Annotated in this window: 24 protein-coding genes; 14 read left to right on the forward strand and 10 right to left on the reverse strand. The window is 62.5% G+C overall.

The window, feature by feature from the left end; all coding sequences use genetic code 11:
* Positions 1-897 (forward strand): DUF2950 domain-containing protein, encoded by an 897-nt coding sequence (locus IB234_RS12115; RefSeq protein WP_192317906.1) that lies wholly within the window; start codon positions 1-3, stop codon positions 895-897.
* 38 nt (positions 898-935) lie between these two features.
* Here IB234_RS12115 and IB234_RS12120 read toward each other — a convergent pair whose 3' ends face one another.
* Entirely contained in the window at positions 936-1,712 is a 777-nt protein-coding gene (locus IB234_RS12120) for an MBL fold metallo-hydrolase (RefSeq protein WP_192317908.1), read from the reverse strand.
* Between the two features lie 89 nt (positions 1,713-1,801).
* On the opposite strand from IB234_RS12120, the gene IB234_RS12125 reads away from it, so the two are divergent.
* A complete protein-coding gene (locus tag IB234_RS12125) occupies positions 1,802-2,770 on the forward strand; it encodes a GlxA family transcriptional regulator (RefSeq protein WP_192317911.1) in 969 nt (322 codons plus the stop codon).
* Between the two features lie 36 nt (positions 2,771-2,806).
* Here the strand turns inward: IB234_RS12125 and IB234_RS12130 are convergent, their stop codons facing one another.
* Positions 2,807-3,124 (reverse strand): DUF2834 domain-containing protein, encoded by a 318-nt coding sequence (locus tag IB234_RS12130; RefSeq protein WP_192317913.1) that lies wholly within the window; start codon positions 3,122-3,124, stop codon positions 2,807-2,809.
* A 108-nt stretch (positions 3,125-3,232) separates the two neighbouring features.
* Here IB234_RS12130 and IB234_RS12135 point away from each other — a divergent pair, with 108 nt between their 5' ends.
* Positions 3,233-4,048 (forward strand): helix-turn-helix domain-containing protein, encoded by an 816-nt coding sequence (locus IB234_RS12135; RefSeq protein WP_192317915.1) that lies wholly within the window; start codon positions 3,233-3,235, stop codon positions 4,046-4,048.
* A gap of 28 nt (positions 4,049-4,076) precedes the next feature.
* Here IB234_RS12135 and IB234_RS12140 read toward each other — a convergent pair whose 3' ends face one another.
* A complete protein-coding gene (locus IB234_RS12140) occupies positions 4,077-4,850 on the reverse strand; it encodes an AraC family transcriptional regulator (RefSeq protein ID WP_192317917.1) in 774 nt (257 codons plus the stop codon).
* A 126-nt stretch (positions 4,851-4,976) separates the two neighbouring features.
* Here IB234_RS12140 and IB234_RS12145 point away from each other — a divergent pair, with 126 nt between their 5' ends.
* From IB234_RS12145 to IB234_RS23960, 3 genes are all read left to right on the forward strand, one after another.
* Positions 4,977-6,191 carry an MFS transporter gene (locus tag IB234_RS12145; protein ID WP_192317919.1) on the forward strand — a complete coding sequence of 405 codons (1,215 nt, stop codon included), beginning with the start codon at positions 4,977-4,979 and terminating at the stop codon, positions 6,189-6,191.
* 124 nt (positions 6,192-6,315) lie between these two features.
* Positions 6,316-6,705 (forward strand): GNAT family N-acetyltransferase, encoded by a 390-nt coding sequence (locus tag IB234_RS12150; RefSeq protein ID WP_225580559.1) that lies wholly within the window; start codon positions 6,316-6,318, stop codon positions 6,703-6,705.
* Positions 6,668-6,814, forward strand: coding sequence for a hypothetical protein (locus IB234_RS23960; RefSeq protein WP_225580621.1), 147 nt, complete (start codon positions 6,668-6,670; stop codon positions 6,812-6,814). Before IB234_RS12150 ends, IB234_RS23960 begins: the two co-directional genes overlap by 38 nt.
* Before the next feature lie 107 nt (positions 6,815-6,921).
* Here IB234_RS23960 and IB234_RS12155 read toward each other — a convergent pair whose 3' ends face one another.
* A complete protein-coding gene (locus IB234_RS12155; RefSeq protein WP_192317921.1) occupies positions 6,922-7,929 on the reverse strand; it encodes an acetoacetate decarboxylase (ADC) in 1,008 nt (335 codons plus the stop codon).
* A 392-nt stretch (positions 7,930-8,321) separates the two neighbouring features.
* Here IB234_RS12155 and IB234_RS12160 point away from each other — a divergent pair, with 392 nt between their 5' ends.
* Together IB234_RS12160 and IB234_RS12165 are read left to right on the forward strand one after the other, a co-directional pair.
* The gene (locus IB234_RS12160; protein WP_192317923.1) at positions 8,322-8,654 is read left to right on the forward strand and encodes a hypothetical protein; all 333 of its coding nucleotides are present in this window, start codon (positions 8,322-8,324) and stop codon (positions 8,652-8,654) included.
* Positions 8,655-8,821: 167 nt separating this feature from the next.
* Positions 8,822-9,244, forward strand: coding sequence for an anti-virulence regulator CigR family protein (locus IB234_RS12165; RefSeq protein ID WP_192317925.1), 423 nt, complete (start codon positions 8,822-8,824; stop codon positions 9,242-9,244).
* 14 nt (positions 9,245-9,258) lie between these two features.
* On the opposite strand, the gene rlmE is transcribed toward IB234_RS12165, so the two are convergent.
* Entirely contained in the window at positions 9,259-9,879 is a 621-nt protein-coding gene (rlmE, locus tag IB234_RS12170; protein ID WP_192317928.1) for a 23S rRNA (uridine(2552)-2'-O)-methyltransferase RlmE, read from the reverse strand.
* 220 nt (positions 9,880-10,099) lie between these two features.
* On the opposite strand from rlmE, the gene IB234_RS12175 reads away from it, so the two are divergent.
* Together IB234_RS12175 and IB234_RS12180 are read left to right on the forward strand one after the other, a co-directional pair.
* Positions 10,100-11,713: an NAD(P)/FAD-dependent oxidoreductase gene (locus tag IB234_RS12175; RefSeq protein ID WP_192317930.1), complete on the forward strand. Its 1,614-nt coding sequence runs from the start codon at positions 10,100-10,102 to the stop codon at positions 11,711-11,713.
* Positions 11,713-12,435, forward strand: coding sequence for a TrmH family RNA methyltransferase (locus IB234_RS12180; RefSeq protein WP_192317932.1), 723 nt, complete (start codon positions 11,713-11,715; stop codon positions 12,433-12,435). The genes IB234_RS12175 and IB234_RS12180 overlap by 1 nt, the downstream gene beginning before the upstream one ends.
* A gap of 66 nt (positions 12,436-12,501) precedes the next feature.
* On the opposite strand, the gene IB234_RS12185 is transcribed toward IB234_RS12180, so the two are convergent.
* Positions 12,502-12,939, reverse strand: coding sequence for an MAPEG family protein (locus IB234_RS12185; RefSeq protein WP_192317935.1), 438 nt, complete (start codon positions 12,937-12,939; stop codon positions 12,502-12,504).
* A 258-nt stretch (positions 12,940-13,197) separates the two neighbouring features.
* Here IB234_RS12185 and IB234_RS12190 point away from each other — a divergent pair, with 258 nt between their 5' ends.
* Entirely contained in the window at positions 13,198-13,662 is a 465-nt protein-coding gene (locus IB234_RS12190) for a MaoC family dehydratase (protein WP_318652007.1), read from the forward strand.
* A gap of 45 nt (positions 13,663-13,707) precedes the next feature.
* Here the strand turns inward: IB234_RS12190 and IB234_RS12195 are convergent, their stop codons facing one another.
* On the reverse strand, positions 13,708-14,406 hold the full coding sequence (locus tag IB234_RS12195) for a class I SAM-dependent methyltransferase (RefSeq protein ID WP_192317939.1): 699 nt from the start codon (positions 14,404-14,406) through the stop codon (positions 13,708-13,710).
* 242 nt (positions 14,407-14,648) lie between these two features.
* Here IB234_RS12195 and IB234_RS12200 point away from each other — a divergent pair, with 242 nt between their 5' ends.
* Together IB234_RS12200 and map are read left to right on the forward strand one after the other, a co-directional pair.
* Positions 14,649-14,861, forward strand: coding sequence for a ParD-like family protein (locus IB234_RS12200; RefSeq protein WP_192317941.1), 213 nt, complete (start codon positions 14,649-14,651; stop codon positions 14,859-14,861).
* Positions 14,858-15,646 (forward strand): type I methionyl aminopeptidase, encoded by a 789-nt coding sequence (gene map, locus IB234_RS12205; protein ID WP_192317943.1) that lies wholly within the window; start codon positions 14,858-14,860, stop codon positions 15,644-15,646. Before IB234_RS12200 ends, map begins: the two co-directional genes overlap by 4 nt.
* An 84-nt stretch (positions 15,647-15,730) precedes the next feature.
* Here map and IB234_RS12210 read toward each other — a convergent pair whose 3' ends face one another.
* On the reverse strand, positions 15,731-16,066 hold the full coding sequence (locus tag IB234_RS12210; protein ID WP_225580560.1) for a winged helix-turn-helix transcriptional regulator: 336 nt from the start codon (positions 16,064-16,066) through the stop codon (positions 15,731-15,733).
* Between the two features lie 73 nt (positions 16,067-16,139).
* On the opposite strand from IB234_RS12210, the gene IB234_RS12215 reads away from it, so the two are divergent.
* Positions 16,140-16,694: a carboxymuconolactone decarboxylase family protein gene (locus IB234_RS12215; protein WP_192317945.1), complete on the forward strand. Its 555-nt coding sequence runs from the start codon at positions 16,140-16,142 to the stop codon at positions 16,692-16,694.
* A gap of 516 nt (positions 16,695-17,210) precedes the next feature.
* On the opposite strand, the gene IB234_RS12220 is transcribed toward IB234_RS12215, so the two are convergent.
* Positions 17,211-19,271 (reverse strand): pyridoxamine 5'-phosphate oxidase family protein, encoded by a 2,061-nt coding sequence (locus tag IB234_RS12220; RefSeq protein WP_192317947.1) that lies wholly within the window; start codon positions 19,269-19,271, stop codon positions 17,211-17,213.
* A 59-nt stretch (positions 19,272-19,330) separates the two neighbouring features.
* Positions 19,331-19,960 (reverse strand): glutathione S-transferase family protein, encoded by a 630-nt coding sequence (locus IB234_RS12225; protein ID WP_192317949.1) that lies wholly within the window; start codon positions 19,958-19,960, stop codon positions 19,331-19,333.
* Positions 19,961-20,130: the final 170 nt, after the last annotated feature.

Genomic DNA, 20,130 nt, shown 5'->3' on the forward strand with positions numbered 1-20,130 from the left:
ATGAAAGCAGCTCTCATCCTGTCACTCCTCACCACAATCGCCTTGCCCGCTCAGGCACAGCAGGCCTTCTCCACCCCTGACCAGGCCGCCGAGGCCTTCGTCATCGCCCTCGGTACCGACCACGCCAATGCCAGGCGCATGGCGGCACTGCTCGGCGAGAACTGGCGGGATTACATTCCTCTGGACGGCATAGAGCGAGATGACGTCGAGGCCTTTCTCTCCCTCTATCGAGAGAAACACGAGATCCGCGCCGAGGCTCGTGACCGGGCGCGTCTGGTGGTGGGCAACAGCGCCTGGGAGCTGCCTCTGCCGATAGTGCAAGGCCGCAACGGCTGGTTCTTCGATACCCGTGCCGGTGGTGAAACCATTCGACTACGCCGCATCGGTCGCAACGAGCTGGCCACTCTGCAGGCCGTGCGCGCCTATCATGATGCGCAGATGGACTACGCCGAAGTCGACCGGGACGGTGACGGCGCCCTGGAGTACGCGCAGAAATTCGTCAGCAGCGAGGGCAAGCACGACGGCCTGTACTGGGCCGAACAACCTGGTGAAGAGCCAAGCCCGCTGGGTCCGCTGTTCGGCGATGAGCTGCCGGATGGTGACTGGCATGGCTACCACTACCGCATCCTCGATGCCCAGGGGCCTTCGGCGCCGGGAGGCGCCTACGGATATCGCCTGGGCGACAACATGAGCCGGGGCTTTGCCCTGATCGCCTGGCCCTCCGCCTACGGCAACTCAGGAGTGATGAGCTTCATGATCAGCCACGATGGCGAGGTGTTCGAGAAGGACCTCGGTCCGGAAGGCGGCAAACAGGCTCTGGCGATGACCCGGTTCGACCCTGACAGCAGCTGGCAGGAAGTCACGGACGACGAGGCATCACCAGCATCCCCGGATTGAACCCGGGGCCTGGACAGCCACAGCCCTGGCGACGACGGCTACGCCAGCGCCAGAACCTGACCATCGGCCGGAATCAGCAGCCGATGAGCGATGCCGGCGTCGACCGCAGCACTCGTCAGTCCTTCGCGGGTGACGGGACAGTGATTGATGGCTTCCAGATGATTGGCGATGACGATGCCCGAGCAGAAGCGGGAAAACTCAAGGACATCCTCCAGGCCCATGATGATGTCATCCCCCACATCGAAGCGTGCCCCGCCAGCGGGCACCACACTCACCCGCGGCTGATGCTGCAGCACGAAGTCGCGGACGGTCCGTGTCAGCACCGTATCGCCAGCCAGGTACAGGCTGGGCTCGCCAGGAAGCTCGATCAAGTAGCCGACGCCATGCTCCATCAGGCGCCCGACCAGACCCTCGCCATGGGTGCAGCGCACCGTACGGATCCGGCCTCCCAGGAAAGGGGTTGGTCTCTCGTGATCCGCCGGCAATGGCTGCACGTTCAGGCCCAGCCTGACCAGATGAGGTGCGTCATGCGGTGTGCAGATTACCGGGGTCTGTCGCTCTCGCAACCAGCGTGCACCCGCTCGATCCAGATGATCGAAGTGTCCTTTCTGGCAGTGAGTGATCAGGCAATGGGTAACGGCCTCGAGCGCCTCGTTCGCCGACTCCGGCAACTCGACGGTGGGGTTTCTCTGCCTCCCCGAGAAAATGCGCAGCGATGGGAGTGCCCCCTTGCGCGCCAGCATCGGATCGACCAGCACTCGGTGCCTGCCTGATTCGATGATGATCGTGGAGTTGCGGATCTGCTGAATGTTCATCATGAGCCCTCCTCGGTGTGAGCTCATGGTGCCGGGACGCAACGTCGCCCATAATGGCAGAACATGACACAATCCATTCATTTACAGCCATGCCCACTCCCCTAAGAATCGGTCTCCTGCTTTACCCCGGCTGCATGCCGGCAGGATTGCTGGCCTTCTCGGACATGCTCCATGCCGCCAACCGACGCACCGGACAAGCGCTGTTCGACATGCACTTCGTGGCCGAGCGAAGCGGGCCGGTCCAATGCGCCCACGGCTTGGTGATGACGGCCAGCCATGGCCTCGCTGATCTCTCGCTGACGGCAGTCCTGATACCCGGTTTCTGGGCGGAGTCCCAGCAGCAGGTCGAAGCAACCCTGCGTGACAGCGCCCCGCTCCTCGAGGCCGTGACCAGGCTCGGCAGGCGCTGCCGCGTGTGGAGCTACTGCACAGGAGTCGCCCTGGCGGCCGCCAGCGGCCGCCTAGACGGCCAGAGCGCGACGGCGACCTGGTGGCTGGCAGACACTCTTCTCCAGCGCTACCCCAGGGTGCATTGGCAATACGAGCAGAACTGCATCCTCAATGACGCCACGGGTACCGCCAGTGGCGTCAGCGGCTACCTGCCACTCGCTCAAGCGCTGGTCGAGCGAGAGGTCAGCACGACAGTCTTCAACGATCTCAATCGGATAATGGTGCTACCGCGCCCTACTCGATCGCACGATGCCTTCCGGGCAATCGGCCTCATCGAACAACCCACTCAACTGCTGCGGCGGCTGCATGACCTGGTGCAGGCACTGCCGGCCGAACGAATCACCGTGCGAGCCCTGGCAGATGAGATGGGCATGACCGAGCGCACGCTAGCCCGCAAGGTTCGGGAAGAAACGGGCACGGCGGTCGCCAGCTATGCGCGCCGCATCAAGCTCGGGCAGGTCAGCGAGCGCCTGACCCTGACCTCGGCCCCGATCAAGACCATCAGCGATGACCTGGGCTTCAGCAGCGACTCGAACCTGAGGCGAATGTTCAAGGAGCTGACCGAGCTGACGCCTGCGCAGTACCGGCAGCGGTTCGCCCGTTTCTGATGCGAGGACCGTCTGGATCAGACTACTCGCTACTCGCTACTCGCTACTCGCTTCCGCAGATAACCCGTTGATGACGATGTACAGCAGCGGGCCGATCGACACGAAAACCACCGTGATCAGCATGTAAGGGAGGACCTTCGACGCAGCGAGGCCCCTGGCGCGGGCATCCCGGTACATCCACACACTGGCAAGCGCAGCCATCAGGTAGAGGTCGATGACTACCTGCGCCGTGTCGGGCCGGGACATCAACTGGATACCGAACGCGAGGAGCGTCTGGTCCGCAACGACCAAAGTCCAGCAGGTGTAGAGCGAAAAGGGCAGCAGTACAGCGAACGCGATGCGTGAACCGCTCATGTCCATCTCCTGGCAAGTCATGTCGGCAAGGTAGTGGTATGGTCTTCCGCCGCTCAATGACCTGTCAGGTCATCGACGCCGCTTCGCATGGGCAGCCAGAGTTGACGCATGAGCAGTCGCTACTTTCATCGTACCGGTTCCACCACCATATCGGCAGGAGAGCACCTTCGCCGCCTGCGCCACCAGGCGGGGCTTAGCCAGCTCGACCTTTCGCTCATCGCCGGCATTTCGCAACGTCACCTCAGCTGTGTCGAGACGGGGCGCGCCAAGGTGGGTCCCAGCACCCTGCATGCCATCCTGTCGGCGCTCGACGTACCACTGGAGCGGTGCAACGAGGTATTCCTCGCTGCGGGTTTCGCCCCTCGCTATGTGGCTTCCTCGCTGGACGCGCAGCCAATGGAGATGGTGCATGGCGCAATCAATCACATCCTGCATGCCCACAATCCCGCACCGGCAATCGTCCTCGCCAGCAACTGGGACATCCTCGGGGCGAACGCCAGCGCCAGCGTGCTTTTCGGGATACTCGGGTTGCCCGAGGGAAGCGAATCGGGCTTCAACCTGCTGGCCACGCTACTCGCGCCAGGAGGATTGGGCGACCACCTGATCAATGCGGCGGAAGTTCGGATGGTTGCCTGGCAAAGGGCCTCCAGGGAAGCGAACGCCAATGCCGATCTCGCCCATCGACTGCAAGGTCTTCCCTGCCCGTCTGGCCAATCGGTAGACATCGACTCATCACCGGTCGTGCTCACACGCGTCCGCTCCGTTCAGGGCGAACTGAAGTTCCTCTCGACCTTCACCACGTTTGGCATGCCACTCGACATCACCGTGGAATCGTTGCGCATCGAACACCTGATTCCCGCAGATGCCCACACCTGGCAGACGATGACCAAAGCCTACGAGCGGTCTATGAGCGCACAGGCTTGAGTCCGATCCGCCCTGCGGAACGAAGGCGTCACTTGAAGAACTGGCTGGGGGTCGTTCCGAACTGCTTCTTGAACATGGTGCTGAAGGCGCTCGGGCTCTCATAACCCAGCTCCCCGGCCACGTTGATGACTTTCTCCCCCATGGCGATGCGCTCCAGCGCCAGCAGCAACCGCGCCTGCTGGCGCCACTGGCCGAAGGTCATTCCGCTACCCTTCTGAAACAACCGCTGGATCGTCTTCTCGTCGAGGCTCAGTCGACCGCTCCAGTCCGCCAGCGTCGACCCATCGCCGGGGTCCTGCTGAAGCGTGGCGCAGATGACCTGAATCCGCGGGTCGGCTGGTTGGGGCAAGTGCAGGGGCAGGGTCGGGAGAACCTTGAGCTCGTCCAGAATCAGCCCCATTACCCTCGCCGACCGGGTATCTGACCCATAAGGTTCGGTGATGGCGATGGAGGTCTGGATCAGCTCGCGCAGCAGAGGAGAGATGCTGACCGCTCTGCACTCGACAGGCATATCCGGGGCGGCATCCGTGCTCACGAATACGCTGCGCATCTTCACCGGACCCACACAGCGAATCGAGTGCACCTGCCCGCTAGGCATCCAGATGCCTCGGCTGGGCGGCACGGTCCACTGGCTCATCGCCGAGTGAACGACCATCACTCCCTGAATGGCATAGATCAGCTGATGCTTCTTGTGGGCATGGGGCTCGATCGACCAGTCCGCTGGATAGTCTGTGGCACTGCTGATGACGCTCCAGGCGGCCTCATCAATCCTGAGCAGAATTTCGTTCAGTGGCTTGGTCATGACGCCCTTTTTACGACAGGTTTTGCCCGAATTTCGCGAGACAGGCGATTTTACCAGACTCTAGGATAGCCACGTCCCGCAACTCGACTGCGGGCAACCGTGCCACTCCTGCCTGGAAAATCCGCGATGTCTGTCAGCTCGACCGCCTCAACCCTGGCCTCCTCCACGACCAATCAAGCCAGCCCGCTGGTCCTGCGTGTAATCGGTGCCTGTGCGCTGGCCCACCTGATCAACGATCTGATTCAGGCGGTACTGCCGTCCATTTACCCGGTGCTCAAAGCCAACTATGGCCTGACCTTCACCCAGATCGGCCTGATCACCCTGACGTTCCAACTCACTGCCTCCCTACTCCAGCCCTGGGTCGGCTACCACACCGATCGTCATCCGAATCCCTGGCTGCTGCCTGCTGGCTCTCTCTGCACACTGGTCGGCATCCTGCTGCTGGCCTTCGTCGGCTCCTTCCCGGCTATCCTGGGGGCCTCGGCACTGGTCGGCATCGGTTCGTCGACCTTCCATCCGGAGGCATCGCGCATCGCGCGCCTGGCCTCTGGCGGCCGCTACGGACTGGCACAGTCCACTTTCCAGGTCGGAGGCAACGCCGGCAGCGCCTTCGGCCCGCTGCTCGCCGCGGCCATCATCATTCCCTATGGCCAGGGCCATGTGGCCTGGTTCGGGCTGTTCGCGGCATTCTCAATTCTGGTGCTCTACGGGCTGAGCCGCTGGTATCGCAACCACCTGAATCTCTTCCGCCTCAAGCAGGGCGGAGTAGCCACGCACGGGCTATCCAGGCGTCGGGTAACGATGGCGCTGGTGATCCTGGCAGTGCTGGTGTTCTCCAAGTACTTCTACATGGCCGGCCTGACCAGCTATTTCACCTTCTACCTGATCGAGAAGTTCGACCTGTCGGTGGCCAGCTCCCAGCTCTACCTGTTCCTGTTCCTGGGTGCAGTAGCGGCCGGTACCTTCTTCGGCGGCCCGATCGGCGACAGGATCGGGCGCAAGGCGGTGATCTGGTTCTCCATACTCGGCGCAGCACCGTTCACCCTGGCCCTGCCCTATGTGGATCTGTTCTGGACCGGCGTGCTGAGCATGATCATCGGCTTCATCCTGGCTTCGGCCTTCTCCGCCATCGTCGTCTTCGCGCAGGAGCTGGTGCCGGGCAACGTGGGCATGATCGCCGGCGTGTTCTTCGGCCTGATGTTCGGCTTCGGCGGCATAGGTGGGGCTCTGCTCGGGTACCTGGCAGATATCCATGGCATCGAACAGGTGTTCCTGCTGTGCTCCTACCTTCCACTGCTCGGGATACTGACGATCCTGCTGCCCTCAACCGGCAGGAAGTAGCATGCCCCGTCGCCTGCAGGCGCAATACCGGTCGTGGATGCTCGTTGACGGTACGTCACTGCGTTGCCCCAAGCCCCATTGGCAGGCTAGCCTGCCGCCTCGGTGACGCCTGCCAGGAGATTGCATGATTTCGATCCGCTCGGTAGCTGCCCATGAGTGGCGGGAATACCGCCAGATCCGGCTGCGCGCGCTTCGCGACTCGCCAGACGCTTTCGGCAGCACCTACGACGCAGAAGTGGGTAGACCCGACGAGGCCTGGGCATCCCGGGTCGAAGCCGCCAGCTCGTCGGGAAGGGACCGACTCCTGTTCGCCTTCGACAGAGACGAACTCTGCGGCCTGGTCTGGGGCAAGCTTGCAGCCTCCGAGCCCGGGCGGGCCGATGTATTCCAGATGTGGGTTGCCCCCGCTTCGCGGGGAAAGGGAGCAGGCCGTGCGCTACTGGGCGGCAACACTCGCATGGGCCTCGGGCGTCGGCGTGCATCGCATCCGCCTGGGCGTCACCACCGGCGATAGCCCGGCGACGCGCCTCTACGCCGCCAGTGGCTTTCGCCCCACTGGCGAGCCGGAGCCGTTGCGAACCGGGTCCGCTTTGCTGGCACAGAACCTGGAGCTACTGCTCTGATTTGGCTCCTCCCCCATTAGCCGCAAACCCAAAAAGAGAACCAAGGGGCCTAGCCCCCTGGCCTCGGAACGGCCCATCGAGCCGGGGAAACGCCCAGAGATGCGGGATCAATCACCGTCCGGCATCGATGCCAATGGGGCAGGTGCATACAGGGCGCTCTGGAACTCGGGCACGTATTCGTACTTCATCATCTCACCCAGATCCAACGACTTGATGTAGGTCGACAGGCTGCCGTCGCCCAGGGTCAGCTTGACCGTGTCCTCGCTGGTACTGGAGGCATGGCGCATCTGGCGAGAAATAGCGTAGCCATAGTTCAGCTCACCGCTGTGACCAATATTGGTGAAGCTGTTGGTGATCAGATCGACCTCGCTGGAGAGATCGCCCAGCTTATCGGTCTCCAGGGTGACGTCGACTTTCCCGGTCTGGCTGTCGAGGATCTCGAAGACCACCGACTTGTCGGTTTCCCTGAGGTTGATACCGGTCAGCCACTTGGGCAGGTTATATCCAACCACACCCCGGACCCTGGCAAGCTCGGTGTTGACCGGCAGCTTGAGCACATAGCCCCAGAAGTCCTTCGACATCGATTGGCCAACCAGGGAGATGGGCCCAAGGTTGGACTTTCCTGGTTTGTTGGTGACGATGGACAGCGCGATCTCGTTGTAGCTGTCGTTGTCGCAGTACTCGTAGGCGTAAGCGGTCAAGGCAACCAGTCCTCTGCCTGGCCATACCTGGAGCGGCTGGACCTGCTCCAGCACCTCGGCAGGCATCAACTGCTTCAGCCTGTCCAGGTCCGCCGTGAAGACCGCCGTGACCCGGCTGTTCCTGTAGTAGAAGTTCGGCGAGTAGGACTCGAAGCCCATGTCAACCTTGGTCTTGTGGAGCCCCTCGAACCAGCTCAGGTCGATATCCGGCGCTTCGGCCGCGATGACTGAAAGCGGCGGGTTGGAGTGGTAGCGTTCGTACAGCCCGCCGGCCACCACGGGGATGTCCTGACCCGCGATGCGGGTAGTAGCGATGCCTGCCTGCCCAGGCGCGGGCATGCCCGCGGCCCATGAAGAAAGGACCACGGCATTCAGGAGCACACCTGCCAGTACCGCAACGTTGCTGAGTTTCATGTCTGTTCGTTCTCCGCGTTTTGAAGAGTCCCGCCCGGGGAACTCGTGTCTGCGCCACCCCAGATCGTGGGCTGGAGAGGTCGGGCGCGAAGACCGTAACGTTTAACTTAACTTTAAGGTCAAGCCTCCAGATGTAACTTATTTATCCTCTGCCGCCCAGGTTGGGGCGGGAAGAAACCAGGTGGGATAAACCGTGAGAGCTCCGCGCTGGAGCGCCTCAGAAATGCAGAGCCCGTTAGGAAAAGCACCGGTGCCAAAGGTCCCGGCCACGAAGCTCCTGTGCCATTGTTCGGAGAGGAAAGGCCGGTATGGCTTGGATACGGGTAATTTTGCTGTTCGTTGTGGAGTGACTGTGTAGAATCCCGCGCCCCGAAAATGCAGGAGACAACACGTTGGTCATTCACTACCTCACTTCACCGGAGAATGTTGCCTGCGGGCGAGCGGGATCGAGTCTGAACGGCTCCCAGGAACTGGCCCAGGTTTCGTGCAAGCTCTGCTTGCGCACCGTCGAGAAAAAGTCTGCAGAGCCCGCGCGCAAGACACCCACCCTCGCCGAGCTGCGCGCCGCAGCAAAAGCCACCAAGGCTGTGGTTGCCGCCGTCGAGGTAGCCGAGCCGAAGCCAGCTTCCGTCATGACCGCCCGTACCGAATGGCAGCAGCGCCTGGAGCGCCTCCCAGGTCGAAACCGCCTGCCGCGCGGCGTATCGCGCCAAGCCTTCATCTAGCGGTGACGGCGAGCATCCACTTCACCCCAAAGCGGATGCTCATGTACCGAACCGTGCCCCATGCTCGGCCAGCGAAAAATGGCATCGACAGCTGACTCTCTGGCAGTACCCGCGGTCTGACAGGCAATAGCCAAGCTGGCCACCAGCGCTTTGAAGGAGTGCCGCCGATGTTCAAGCCCCATACCTTACTGTCCATCTTTCTCAGCGCGGCGCTGGCCAGCGCGGCTCCAGCCTTGCTGGCCGAACCCGGCCACGGCAAAGGCAACAAGCATGGGGCACAACAGCACCAAGGTAGTGGCAGCAGCAGTTGGCAGAGCGGTCCTGAGATCGATATCGGCGGTGTACGCGTCATTCTCGATGACAGCCGCGACTACTGGAATCCCGGAACGGCGCTGCCACCGGGCATCCAGAAGAACCTTGCACGAGGAAAACCACTGCCGCCCGGCATCGCCAGGAAGCTCGACAGTCGGTTGCTAGGTCGCCTCCCTCACTACGACGGCTACGAATGGCAGCAAGCCGGAACTGACCTACTGCTGGTGGCCATCGCCACCGGTGTGATCCAGGAAGTGCTGCATGACGTATTGAACTGAGGACGGTACGCGACCTACTCTTTGAAGCCCTTCCCAACCAGATAGACCTCTCGCGAGCGTGGGCGCGAGGCTTCGGGTTTGCGGATCATCACTTTCTCGAACGAGCTGCGTACGTCCTTGAGGAAGGCTTCGGAGCCCTCGCCCTGGAACACCTTGACCGCATAGTTGCCCCCGGGCTTGAGCACCTGGCGGACCATGTCGAGGGTCAGCTCGACCAGGTACATTGAGGCGGCCTGGTCAGCCACGGCCACGCCGCTGATGTTCGGCGCGATGTCGGAGATGATCAGGTCGGGCTGACGGCTGTCGAGCTTGGCGAGGATCTGCTGGAACACGGCATCCTCGGTGAAGTCGCCCTGGATGAAGTCGACGTTGTCCAACGGGTCCATCGGCAGGATATCGCTGGCGATCACGCGGCCGTTCTCACCGACGATCTTGCCGGCCACCTGCGACCAGCCGCCTGGGGCCGAGCCCAGGTCCATGACCAGCATGCCGGGGCGGATCAGCTTGTCCTTCTCGTTCAGTTCGAGCAGCTTGTAGCTGGCACGCGAGCGGTAGCCGTCCTTCTGCGCGCGTTTGACGTAAGGATCGTTGACGTGTTCGTTCAGCCAGCGGCTGCTGCTTTTGGAGCGTTTCATGAGGGGCCAGGCACGGAAAATCAGGTGGGGTGCGGGCCGGTGCGTGGGCAGCGAGCCGCAAAGTGGCGGCAATTATAAGCCGATAGTGCGCCGCAGGTTAAATCCACGGGGCGTGCGGCCCAGCTGGCGGCCTGACAGGGCCGGGTGGGCGCGGCTACAATTGGCACCTTACCCCTCTTCTTTGCTTCCTTTGCCGGGTCGACCGGCCAGGATTACCGCCATGATTCGCATCAACGAACTGTCTCTGCCCCTCGATCACTCCGCTGATGAACTGCGCCAGGCCATCGTCAGACGCCTGGGTATCGCCGACGCCGACCTGCTGAACTTCACCGTTTTCAAGCGCAGCTACGATGCGCGCAAGAAGAACAGCGTCATTCTGTTCATCTACATCATCGACCTGGAAGTGCGTGACGAGGCGGCGATCCTGGCGCGCTTCGCCGACGATCACCATATCCGCCCGGCGCCGGACACCCACTACTACCCGGTTGGCCAGGCGCCGGCCGACCTCGGCGAGCGGCCGCTGGTGGTGGGTTTCGGCCCCTGCGGCCTGTTCGCCGCGTTACTGCTGGCGCAGATGGGTTTCAAGCCGATCGTGCTGGAGCGCGGCAAGGATGTGCGCGCCCGCACCAAGGACACCTGGGCGCTGTGGCGCAAGAAGGTCCTGACCCCCGAATCCAACGTGCAGTTCGGCGAAGGCGGTGCCGGTCTGTTCTCCGACGGCAAGTTGTACAGCCAGATCAAGGACCCCAAGTTCTACGCGCGCAAGGTGATGCACGAGTTCGTCCGCGCCGGCGCGCCGGACGAGATCATGTACGTCAGCAAACCGCACATCGGCACCTTCCGCCTCACCGGCGTGGTGGCGGCCATGCGCGAGGAGATCATCGCCCTGGGCGGCGAGGTGCGCTTCGAGAGCAAGGTCACCGATCTGGTGATCGATGATGGTCAATTGGAAGGCGTGGTGCTGGCCAATGGCGAGACCATTCGCAGCCGTCACGTGGTGCTGGCGCTGGGCCACAGCTCGCGCGACACGTTCCGCATGCTGCATCGGCAGAACGTGTTCATCGAGGCCAAGCCCTTCGCCGTGGGCTTCCGCATCGAGCACCCGCAGTCGATGATCGACCAGGCGCGCCTGGGCAAATACGCCGGTCACCCTGAGCTGGGCGCCGCCGACTACAAGCTGGTGCACCACGCCAAGAACGGCCGTGCCGTGTACAGCTTCTGCATGTGCCCGGGCGGTACCGTGGTGGCGGCCACCTCTGAGCCGGAGCGCGTGGTCACCAACGGCATGAGCCAGTACTCGCGAAACGAGCGCAACGCCAACGCCGGCATCGTCGTCGGTATCAACCCTGAGCAGGACTTCCCTGGCGGGCCGCTGGCCGGCGTGGAATTCCAGGAACGCCTGGAGTCGCGTGCCTATGAGCTGGGTGGTCGTGACTACTGCGCCCCGGCGCAGCTGGTTGGCGACTTCATTCGCGGCACGCCATCGAGCGAATTCGGCGAGGTCGAGCCTTCCTACAAGCCCGGCGTACGCCTGGGCGACCTGGCGCCGTCGCTGCCGGAGTACGCCATCGAGGCCATCCGCGAGGCGCTGCCGGCCTTCGGCAAGCAGATCCGTGGTTTCGACCGCGACGACGCGATCCTCACCGGTATCGAGACCCGTACTTCGTCGCCGGTGCGCATCACCCGTGACAACGAGAGCCTGCAGAGCCTCAATCTCAAGGGCCTGTATCCGGCCGGCGAGGGTGCCGGTTATGCCGGCGGCATCCTCTCGGCCGGCGTGGACGGCATCAAGGTCGCCGAGGCGGTGGCCAAGTCGCTGCTGGCGAGCCACTGATGAAACTCGACGACATCAAGAAGCTGCAGCAGAAGAAGTATCGCGCCGAGTTCGGCCACTTTCTGGTGGAGGGTGAGCACCTGGTGCTGGAGCTGCAGAAGGCCGCCGTGCACAACCCGCTGCTGCAGCGCAGTCAGTTGTATGTGACCGCCGCCCACGAGCACTGGCAGAGCCCGTTCAACACCCATGTGATCAGCGAGCGGCAGATGGCTCAGGTGTCCGACACCAAGACGCCGCAGGGTATCGTCGCGGTGGTACCGATGCCGCAGGGTGCGGTGCCGGTGGTCGCCGGCGAGCGCGTCATCTACCTGCACGAGATCCAGGACCCGGGCAACCTCGGCACCATCCTGCGCACCCTGGCCTGGTTCGGTGGCTTCCGTTGCCTGCTCAGTCCCGGTAGCGTCGACCCGTACAACCCCAAGGTGGTGCGCTCGAGCATGGGGGCGATCTTCCATGTACCTCTGGAGCTGGATGTGCAGCTGGACTCCCTGGCCGAGCGTTTCCCGCGCATCGCCTGCTTGGATATGCAGGGCGAAAGCCTGCAAGCCGCCAGCTTCAAGAGCTTCGACTGTTACCTGTTCGGCAACGAGGCTCGTGGCGTGCCGCGCGAGCAGCTCAGCGCACTCGGCGCCCAGCCGTTCACCATTGCCGGCTGCGGCGCCATCGAGTCGTTGAACCTGGCCACGACGGTCAACATGTGCGCGTACGAGCTGCACAGATAGCGACCAAAGAGCCGATCTCGCTCTTGGTAGCGAGTCGGTCTCCGAATTGCCATCAGGTTCCACCGATCATGGAACCCACGCAGCCGTCACGACCATGACGATGTTGCCGGCCAGTCCAAGCAGGCTGAACACGCCTATGCCGTAGCTGATCGTCCGCCAAGGCTGGATGCGAGCCAGGTAGGTGGCCGAGTGCAGAACCCTGGCCGTTGTGAATATGCCGCTCAACCAGATCGTAGCGATCGCGGAGGCGTCCAAGGCCACAGCCAGCCCGCCCAGTGCAAAGAAGACAGGGATGTTCTCCAGATCGTTGGCCCAGGCCTTGGCGCCGCGACGGACCGCCGGAAGCTCCTGCTGACTTTCCGGGCGATTGAATACCGCGGCATCTTCAGCGTTAGTGAAGGCCTGGAACCGGAGACGGAAGTAACCCTGGTAGCAGGAAATGGCGAACATCTTCAGGAACAGTATGACCACGCACAGGGCGTATACGGACAAGGCGTTGCTCATATTCCTTTCTCCCCCAGGGAAGTCACAGTCAACGGGCTGGATAAAGGAAACTAGTGATATCACCTGCCTACGCCAATGACCTGACAGGTCATTGGCGTAGCGCGCATGGGGTAGTCCGCACAGGTGCAATGCATCACTCTCTACCCGCAATCATGGCGTTCGATACCCCATCATCACGCCCTCGGATAGATACGGCCGGGCTGGATGTTTTCCACGAAAGTAGAACCACCGGAGCCCCCTTCCATCAGGAGAACTGCTGTGTCGCAGACCCAACCTCAAAGAAAGCTGTACCTGGAAGACCTGTCGGTGGGTGACACGTTTTCAAGCCGGCATTACGAGATGACGACCGAACGAGTCATCTCCTTTGCCGGTGAATTCGACCCGCAGCCATTCCATGTTGACCCTGAAGCAGCCAAGCAGTCGTTCTTCAGCGGGCTGGCTGCCAGCGGGTGGCATACATCGGCCGTGATCATGCGCCTGTTCGCTGAGAGCGTCCCGCTAGCCGACGGAATAATCGGGGCAGGTTGCAATGTAGAGTGGCTCAGCATCGTCAGGCCTGGAGATACTCTCCACGTCATCAGCACGATCAAGAACATAACGCCATCGAAGTCGAAGCCGGATCGGGGGATCGTCATCGTGGAGAACCTTGCCATCAATCAAGACGGCGCCATCTGCCAGCGAAACACCGCAACGCTGGTGGTTTTCCGTCGTGTGGACTCCTGAGAAAGCACCCTCAGATAGAGGTGGCATCCACCGTCCAGACGATCCTCACTCTTTGCGCTCGCACGACCAGCCGTGCATCAACCCGGCCTGATAGAACTGCACCGGCGCCTCGAAACCAGCAGCCTCGATGAGCCCGGCCACCTGCACCGGTGGCAGGATGGCCACATCCCTTGCATAGGCGGCTCTGGCTTTTCCCAGCATCTCCGGCTTTACGCCAGCCGAGGACATCAGTGTCATCCAGCTACGTAACAGCGCTTCATAGGCTGGCGAACCGGTGTCGGACGCAAGATCGGCGTTCGCCAGAATCCCACGCGGCTTGAGTCGGAGCCCAATCTCATGGAAGAACGCCGTTCGGGCATCGGGGTCGAGCTGGAATTGAGACACCAGAAAGCAGGTGGCTCCGTCGTAACCGGGCCCGGAGGGAAGGGTTTCGAGATAGCCCTTATGAAAACGGCAGCGCGACAGGAAGCCCCCTTGCTCCGCCCGCTGGCGACAGACATCGAGCATCGCGCCCGAAGGATCGACCGCGGTGAAATGCCAGCCTGGGAATCGTTCGGCCAGGTGAGCTATCTCCGCACCGGTACCAGCGCCGACGCAGAGTATCCGGGCAGTTGCCGGCAGATCGGCGAAAAGTGAACCCAGCATGAAATACAAGCCGTCCCGGATGGGCGCCATCCCAGCCCATTGCTTGTCATAGCCGGCCGCCTGCTGGTCGAACAACGCCTTGAGCTCTTCGTTGTGCATGGAACACCTTCCTCTCGGTCATAGCGGAAATGCCGCATCGTCGACGGCACTCCTTCCAGTATCCCAGAGCTGTCAAGCCCTCCCCTTACGAGCCGGCCAATCTGACCATCGGCGATCTCTTGCCCCCCTTTTTGGCTATCTGACACAGGAAGCCGCTCACCCTCTCCGTCGTTTGTAGGCCTTGACGCACAAACAATATGATTTATATATAATTCATATATGGAACACATGAGGCATTCTCGATGGGCATTCTCAACATAGAAGATGAACTACACGATCAGCTGCGCAGGGCGACCAAGGTGTCCTGCCGCTCGATCAACGCTCAGGCCGCCTACTGGATCAGGATCGGTATGCTGTGCGAGACCAGCCCGACACTCAGTTTCAATGAGATCATCCTGCGTGAACTCACTGCCGCAGGTGTATCGGTCCAGCCGGCAAGCGTGGAAGAGGCATGATCAAGCGCCCCGAGGAACTGGCGCTGATGGCCGAATCCGGACGACTGCTGTCTTCCGTCTTCCGGCTGCTGGATCGAACCCCTCTCGAGGGGATGTCGACGCTTCAGGTCGACACGCTGGTCGAGCGTTTCATCGTCCATGACCTTCAGGCACGCCCCGCCAGCAAGGGTCAGTATGGATATAAATTTGCCCTCAACGCCTCAGTGAATCAGGTGGTCTGCCACGGCGTTCCATCGGCGGAAGCCGTGCTTCGCAACGGCGATATCGTCAACCTCGACATCACGCTGGAGAAGAACGGCTATATCGCGGACTCCAGCAAGACCTATCTCATAGGCCAGGTAGATGCGGCGGCCAGGCAACTGGTCCAGGTCACCTACGAGGCGATGTGGAAGGGCATTCGAATGGTTCGCCCTGGCGCACGGCTCGGTGACATCGGCTCGGCCATCGAACGCCATGCCAAGCGAAATGGCTATTCGATAGTGCGGGAGTACTGCGGCCATGGTATCGGCCGCGAGATGCACGAGGAGCCTCAGATACTGCATTTCGGCAGGCCAGGAACAGGGCTCCTGCTGCGCGAGGGCATGGTGTTCACCATTGAGCCCATGCTCAATCAGGGGACAGGAGGCGTGAGAACCGAGGATGACGGCTGGACGGTCGTCACTCGGGACGGAGCCCTTTCCGCCCAGTTCGAGCACACCGTCGCCGTTACCGCCTCCGGCGTTTCAGTACTGACTCTGCGTGATGAGGAGCGGGGGATGGTCGGAGAGGCGACAGGGTCGGCCTGAATCCCTCCTCCGGCGGCGAGCGCGATGGCTGGCGCAGCCTTCCAGGCCACAGGTCGATCCGCGTTGCTCCACCAGAGTTCATGCTCAAGATGCAGCTTGCCTGGATGCTTCCGCCCATCGATCGGCGAACTGGTACAGGGGAAGAAATGCGCCCTGAAGTTCCATACCCAGTTCGGTCAGCGAATAGCCCTCACTGCCGAGCGAGATCAGACCCGCATTGCGCAGCTCATTGACCCTTGCCTGCAGCACGGTGGGCGAGATGTCTCCCGCAGCCGCGCGCAGGGCTCTTGAGCTGAGCCCTCCACTCCTGAGCTCCCAGAGGATCCGCAAGGCCCACTTCTGACCGAGCAGATCCAGGAGCACCATGATGGGACGGCGGCCATCCATCATCAACGGGGGTTGCTGCGTGTCATCAGCCATGCCAATTCGCCTTGTTTCGCTACTGATTTTGTAGCAAGAATGAATTGCTACTAATTTAATAGCGGAGAATAGCATGGCTAGAATCGATCCACTCACCCCACCCTACCCCGGCGAAACACAGGCGATCTTCGACAAGCTCATGGGCCCGGGCGTCCCGCCGCTACTCCTGTTCACCACCGTCGCGAGCAGTGATCGCGCATGGCGCAAGTTCAGGGGAGGATCGTTGCTCGACGAGAGCAGCCCGCTGACGCTTCGCCAGCGAGAGCTGGCAATCAATAGAGTCTGCGCACGAACAGGATGTGAATATGAGTGGGGCGTACATGTTCGGGTATTCGGCCAGGCTGCCGGGCTTGATCGGGACGAGATCGCAGGCACTCTGGCAGTGCCATTGCGCCCCGAGCAATGGAGAGACGACGAAGCCGCGCTACTCGAGGCCATCGACGCCCTCCATGATCGAGCGACACTGAACGCGGAAGAGTTCGCGAGTCTCGGCAAGCACTTCGATTCGAGCCAGATACTGGAAATCATGATGCTCGCAGGCTTCTATCGTACGGTCTCCTACCTAGCCAACGGACTCGCGCTTTCCCTGGAGCCCAACGCAGCCAGATTCAGCGAGTATCGGAACTAGCGCGTCACAAGTCCGACGACTTATAGCGAAAGGCTTACACGCCCTGGCTACGATATCTCCTATTAACGCTTCTCTGCTGCCCTTAATCTCACTCCATCAACTGAGTGCAGGATGTACTCAGGATCAAGGATGATCGACCATGGCCTCGGAGGCTCCTGACAGGGTGTTGGAATGGTCTTGAAAAAACCCGCTTCGGCGGGTTTTTTGTTGCCTGATCGAAAGCCGGACTGCCTATTCAATCCCCGTCCGCGCGCAGCCGATCACCCTGCCCGCTGGCTTGTGACGCAGATACTCACCAATCACCTCGCCACCACAGCGAAGCTGCCCATGCCCATCTAACCGAGCTGCCAGCGGAGCGCTCCACGGGAAACAGCAGTTGGGGCAACAAGTATCCGGCCTCCCGCTCGATTCCATCGCAAGGTGATGTGAAATCCAGCCCGCTCACCCTCTCGGAGGCAAAACCTGGGCTCTGGTCTACCCAGACCACCGTCTGCTCGGCAGCCATGTCACACCTCCTCAGAGATCGAGCACCAGGGGCTGGATGCCTGTCTCGCTGGCAGCCGGCACGGCGCAGCAGATCAGCACCGCGTCCGCCTCCGGTAGCTCCGCGGGCGGGTTCGGGTAATGCACCTGGCCGCTGACCAGCCGAGTCTTGCAGGTGCCGCAGGAACCACCCCGGCAACTGAACTCGGGGGTCAACCCTCGGGCCTCTGCAAGCTCCAGCAGGCTGCCACTCTGCGGTGTCCAGCGAGCTTCCTTGGCCGAGCCCGAGAAGTACACCGGTACCGGTTCGGTAGCGGCCGGTGGCTGGACCAGCACTGCCGCCTGACCATCACCCTGACGGCGCAGGGTGGAAGGACCGAACGCTTCGGCATGGATGCGCCCATCGGCGATGTTCAACCCGCGCAGACCGTCGTACAGCGACTGGGTAAACGCCGCCGGGCCGCACAGATAGAAGTCGTAGTCATCGAACGGCAGAGCGGCCTGCACCTGCGCCAGCTCAAGACGCCCCTGGGACTCGTAGTCGCGCCCCTGCATGGCCTCTTCACCCGGCGCACTGAGCGCACGATGCACGTGCAGCCTGCCAGCAGCGCCCTGCACCAGCGCCTGCAACTCGGCCTGGAACGGCAGATCATGCAGCGCCCTGGCGCCCTGGAAGAAATGGATGCGTCGGCCTGGCGCCTGACCTGCATTGGCGGCAACCAGCTCACGCAGCATGGACAGCAACGGCGTGATGCCGACACCCGCCCCAATCAACACCACCGGCCGAGAGCTGTCGGTCTTCAGGGTGAAACCACCGAGTGGCTGGCGCACCTCCAGCAGATCGCCAACCCGCACCTGTTCATGCAGATGGCGCGACCCCTTGCCCTGCGCCTTGACGCTGATCCGCAAGAAGCCGTCAGACGGTGCACTGGACAAGCTGTAAGTGCGCACAAGCACTTCGCCCTGCGCGGTGGTGATGCGCACGGGCAGGTGCTGGCCCGGCGCGAAGCTCACTGCCCCGCCATCCTCCGGCGCCAACAGCAGCGAGCGGATGTCGCGGCTCTCCTGTCGTTGCTCAAGCACGCGCCAGTGCTGCCACTGCTGGCGCCGTTCGCGCTCGCGCAGACGTTCATCCGCCTCGGCCCAGGTACCGGTCATCAGGCTAGTCGGTGCGTATTCGTCAAACGCCCAGCGCAACGACAGGGCTGCGGGGCGCAGCACCACCTGCTCCACATCGAAGGTCCACAGCCGCTCGGCGCCCTCGAAGGCGGTGATCAGCGGGCTGTCCAGAACCACCTCCGGGCGGCCGTAGAGCTGCAGCACGCCGCCTGAGTTGAAGTCGACGAACAGCAGACCGGCGCGCGGGTTGACGGTGAAATTGCCCAAGGTGTTGAAGTGCAGGTTGCCGGCATAGTCCGGGATGGTCAGGCGATTGCCCTCCACCCGTACGAAACCGGCACGTCCGCCCCGGTGGGAGACGTCCACCGAGCGCTGGCCATCCTCGTGCTCCACATAGCTGGCGACGAAGAACGTGTCGGCATCGCGGATCATCGTCACCGTGCGCTCGTCCAGCATCGTCGCATCCTGGCGCAGGGTGCCCCGGCCCTCGGGCGCGCGGCGGTAGCCACGGAGCTGGATGTACTGAGGGCAGTTTCCGAACGAATGCTCGACACTCACCTCCAGGTGCTCGACCGAAGCCTGGACGAGCGCGCCGTTGATGCGGTTGCGCCTCCGCGTATGCAGCTCGATGCCGAGCAGACCAACGGCTGCACCAGCGTGCAGCCCTGATGTGGCCGGGTCCAGCGAGTCCAGGGGCATGGCGGCGAGATCGAATGCCAGGCGGCGCGGATCCGACGAGGTGACGAAACCCTCCTCACCCTCGATCAGCGTGGCCCAGGGCCGACCCTCGGCATCCACCGCACCGGCGATCATGAACGGCAACTGGTGGTAGAACTCGCGGTGCTGGTCAGGCATATAGTCGCGAATGACCTTCTGCCCGAGCACTTCCATGCGCTCGGACACACCGATCTTCTCCTGCATGATTCTTTCGCCGGCATGCCAGGGCGAGCGGCGGTGGCTGGGAAGCTGGTCCATGGTCTGTCCTCTGAAAAGGATGCTGCCGGGCAAGCCCGGCAGTGAAGAGAAACGATGTCTCAGGCTGCCTGCAGGCCGGCGGCGGTACGCTGCATGGGCACGAAGCCAGGCAAAGCCTCGATGCGGGCCAGCCAGGCACGCACGTTAGGGTATGCCTGCAGCGACACGTTGCCTTCAGGTGCATGGGCGATATAGGCGTAGTTGGCTACATCGGCGATGGTCGGCGCCGCGCCGGCCAGGAACGGTACGGCACTGAGCTCGCCCTCCATCACCGTGAACAACCCATGGGCACGGTTGATCACCTCCTCGGCATTGAACGAAGCACCGAACACGGTGATCAGGCGCGCCGCCGCTGGGCCGTAGGCCACCTGGCCGGCGGCCACCGACAGCCAGCGCTGCACACGGGCCGCGGCAAGCGGATCTTCCGGCAGCCAGCGGCCATTGCCATAGCGCTTGGCCAGGTAAACCAAGATGGCATTGGAGTCACTCAGTACGGTGCCGGCATCGTCGATCACCGGCACCTGACCGAAAGGGTTGAGGGCGAGAAAGTCGGCGTGCTTGTGCGCACCGTTGGCCAGGTCGACGGACACCAGCTCGGTAGGCAGATCGAGCAGCGACAGCAACAGCTCCACGCGGTGGGCGTGGCCAGACAGCGGGTGACGGTACAGTTTGATGGCGGGGCGAGACATGACGGTGGCTCCATGGCAAGGGTCGATTGGGTTCGTCGCGAGTCGACCCACTGGGCTTTCACGACGATGGAGCCATGCTGCGCCCTTGCAGCCACGAGCAGAATCACCAGGTTTGACAATCCACCATTTCAGTTTCTGCAATAACGCCAGGCCTATCGACGACTGCGGCG

This window comes from Pseudomonas sp. PDM16, from assembly GCF_014851865.1.
GTDB lineage: Bacteria > Pseudomonadota > Gammaproteobacteria > Pseudomonadales > Pseudomonadaceae > Aquipseudomonas.

What these genes read in the sequence shown, in the direction of transcription:
- IB234_RS12115 (WP_192317906.1), top strand. Translation starts at nt 1, where the DNA reads ATGAAAGCAGCTCTCATCCTGTCACTCCTCACCACAATCGCCTTGCCC.
- IB234_RS12120 (WP_192317908.1), bottom strand. Translation starts at nt 1,712, where the DNA reads ATGAACATTCAGCAGATCCGCAACTCCACGATCATCATCGAATCAGGC.
- IB234_RS12125 (WP_192317911.1), top strand. Translation starts at nt 1,802, where the DNA reads ATGCCCACTCCCCTAAGAATCGGTCTCCTGCTTTACCCCGGCTGCATG.
- IB234_RS12130 (WP_192317913.1), bottom strand. Translation starts at nt 3,124, where the DNA reads ATGAGCGGTTCACGCATCGCGTTCGCTGTACTGCTGCCCTTTTCGCTC.
- IB234_RS12135 (WP_192317915.1), top strand. Translation starts at nt 3,233, where the DNA reads ATGAGCAGTCGCTACTTTCATCGTACCGGTTCCACCACCATATCGGCA.
- IB234_RS12140 (WP_192317917.1), bottom strand. Translation starts at nt 4,850, where the DNA reads ATGACCAAGCCACTGAACGAAATTCTGCTCAGGATTGATGAGGCCGCC.
- IB234_RS12145 (WP_192317919.1), top strand. Translation starts at nt 4,977, where the DNA reads ATGTCTGTCAGCTCGACCGCCTCAACCCTGGCCTCCTCCACGACCAAT.
- IB234_RS12150 (WP_225580559.1), top strand. Translation starts at nt 6,316, where the DNA reads ATGATTTCGATCCGCTCGGTAGCTGCCCATGAGTGGCGGGAATACCGC.
- IB234_RS12155 (WP_192317921.1), bottom strand. Translation starts at nt 7,929, where the DNA reads ATGAAACTCAGCAACGTTGCGGTACTGGCAGGTGTGCTCCTGAATGCC.
- IB234_RS12165 (WP_192317925.1), top strand. Translation starts at nt 8,822, where the DNA reads ATGTTCAAGCCCCATACCTTACTGTCCATCTTTCTCAGCGCGGCGCTG.
- rlmE (WP_192317928.1), bottom strand. Translation starts at nt 9,879, where the DNA reads ATGAAACGCTCCAAAAGCAGCAGCCGCTGGCTGAACGAACACGTCAAC.
- IB234_RS12175 (WP_192317930.1), top strand. Translation starts at nt 10,100, where the DNA reads ATGATTCGCATCAACGAACTGTCTCTGCCCCTCGATCACTCCGCTGAT.
- IB234_RS12180 (WP_192317932.1), top strand. Translation starts at nt 11,713, where the DNA reads ATGAAACTCGACGACATCAAGAAGCTGCAGCAGAAGAAGTATCGCGCC.
- IB234_RS12185 (WP_192317935.1), bottom strand. Translation starts at nt 12,939, where the DNA reads ATGAGCAACGCCTTGTCCGTATACGCCCTGTGCGTGGTCATACTGTTC.
- IB234_RS12195 (WP_192317939.1), bottom strand. Translation starts at nt 14,406, where the DNA reads ATGCACAACGAAGAGCTCAAGGCGTTGTTCGACCAGCAGGCGGCCGGC.
- IB234_RS12200 (WP_192317941.1), top strand. Translation starts at nt 14,649, where the DNA reads ATGGGCATTCTCAACATAGAAGATGAACTACACGATCAGCTGCGCAGG.
- map (WP_192317943.1), top strand. Translation starts at nt 14,858, where the DNA reads ATGATCAAGCGCCCCGAGGAACTGGCGCTGATGGCCGAATCCGGACGA.
- IB234_RS12210 (WP_225580560.1), bottom strand. Translation starts at nt 16,066, where the DNA reads ATGGCTGATGACACGCAGCAACCCCCGTTGATGATGGATGGCCGCCGT.
- IB234_RS12215 (WP_192317945.1), top strand. Translation starts at nt 16,140, where the DNA reads ATGGCTAGAATCGATCCACTCACCCCACCCTACCCCGGCGAAACACAG.
- IB234_RS12220 (WP_192317947.1), bottom strand. Translation starts at nt 19,271, where the DNA reads ATGGACCAGCTTCCCAGCCACCGCCGCTCGCCCTGGCATGCCGGCGAA.
- IB234_RS12225 (WP_192317949.1), bottom strand. Translation starts at nt 19,960, where the DNA reads ATGTCTCGCCCCGCCATCAAACTGTACCGTCACCCGCTGTCTGGCCAC.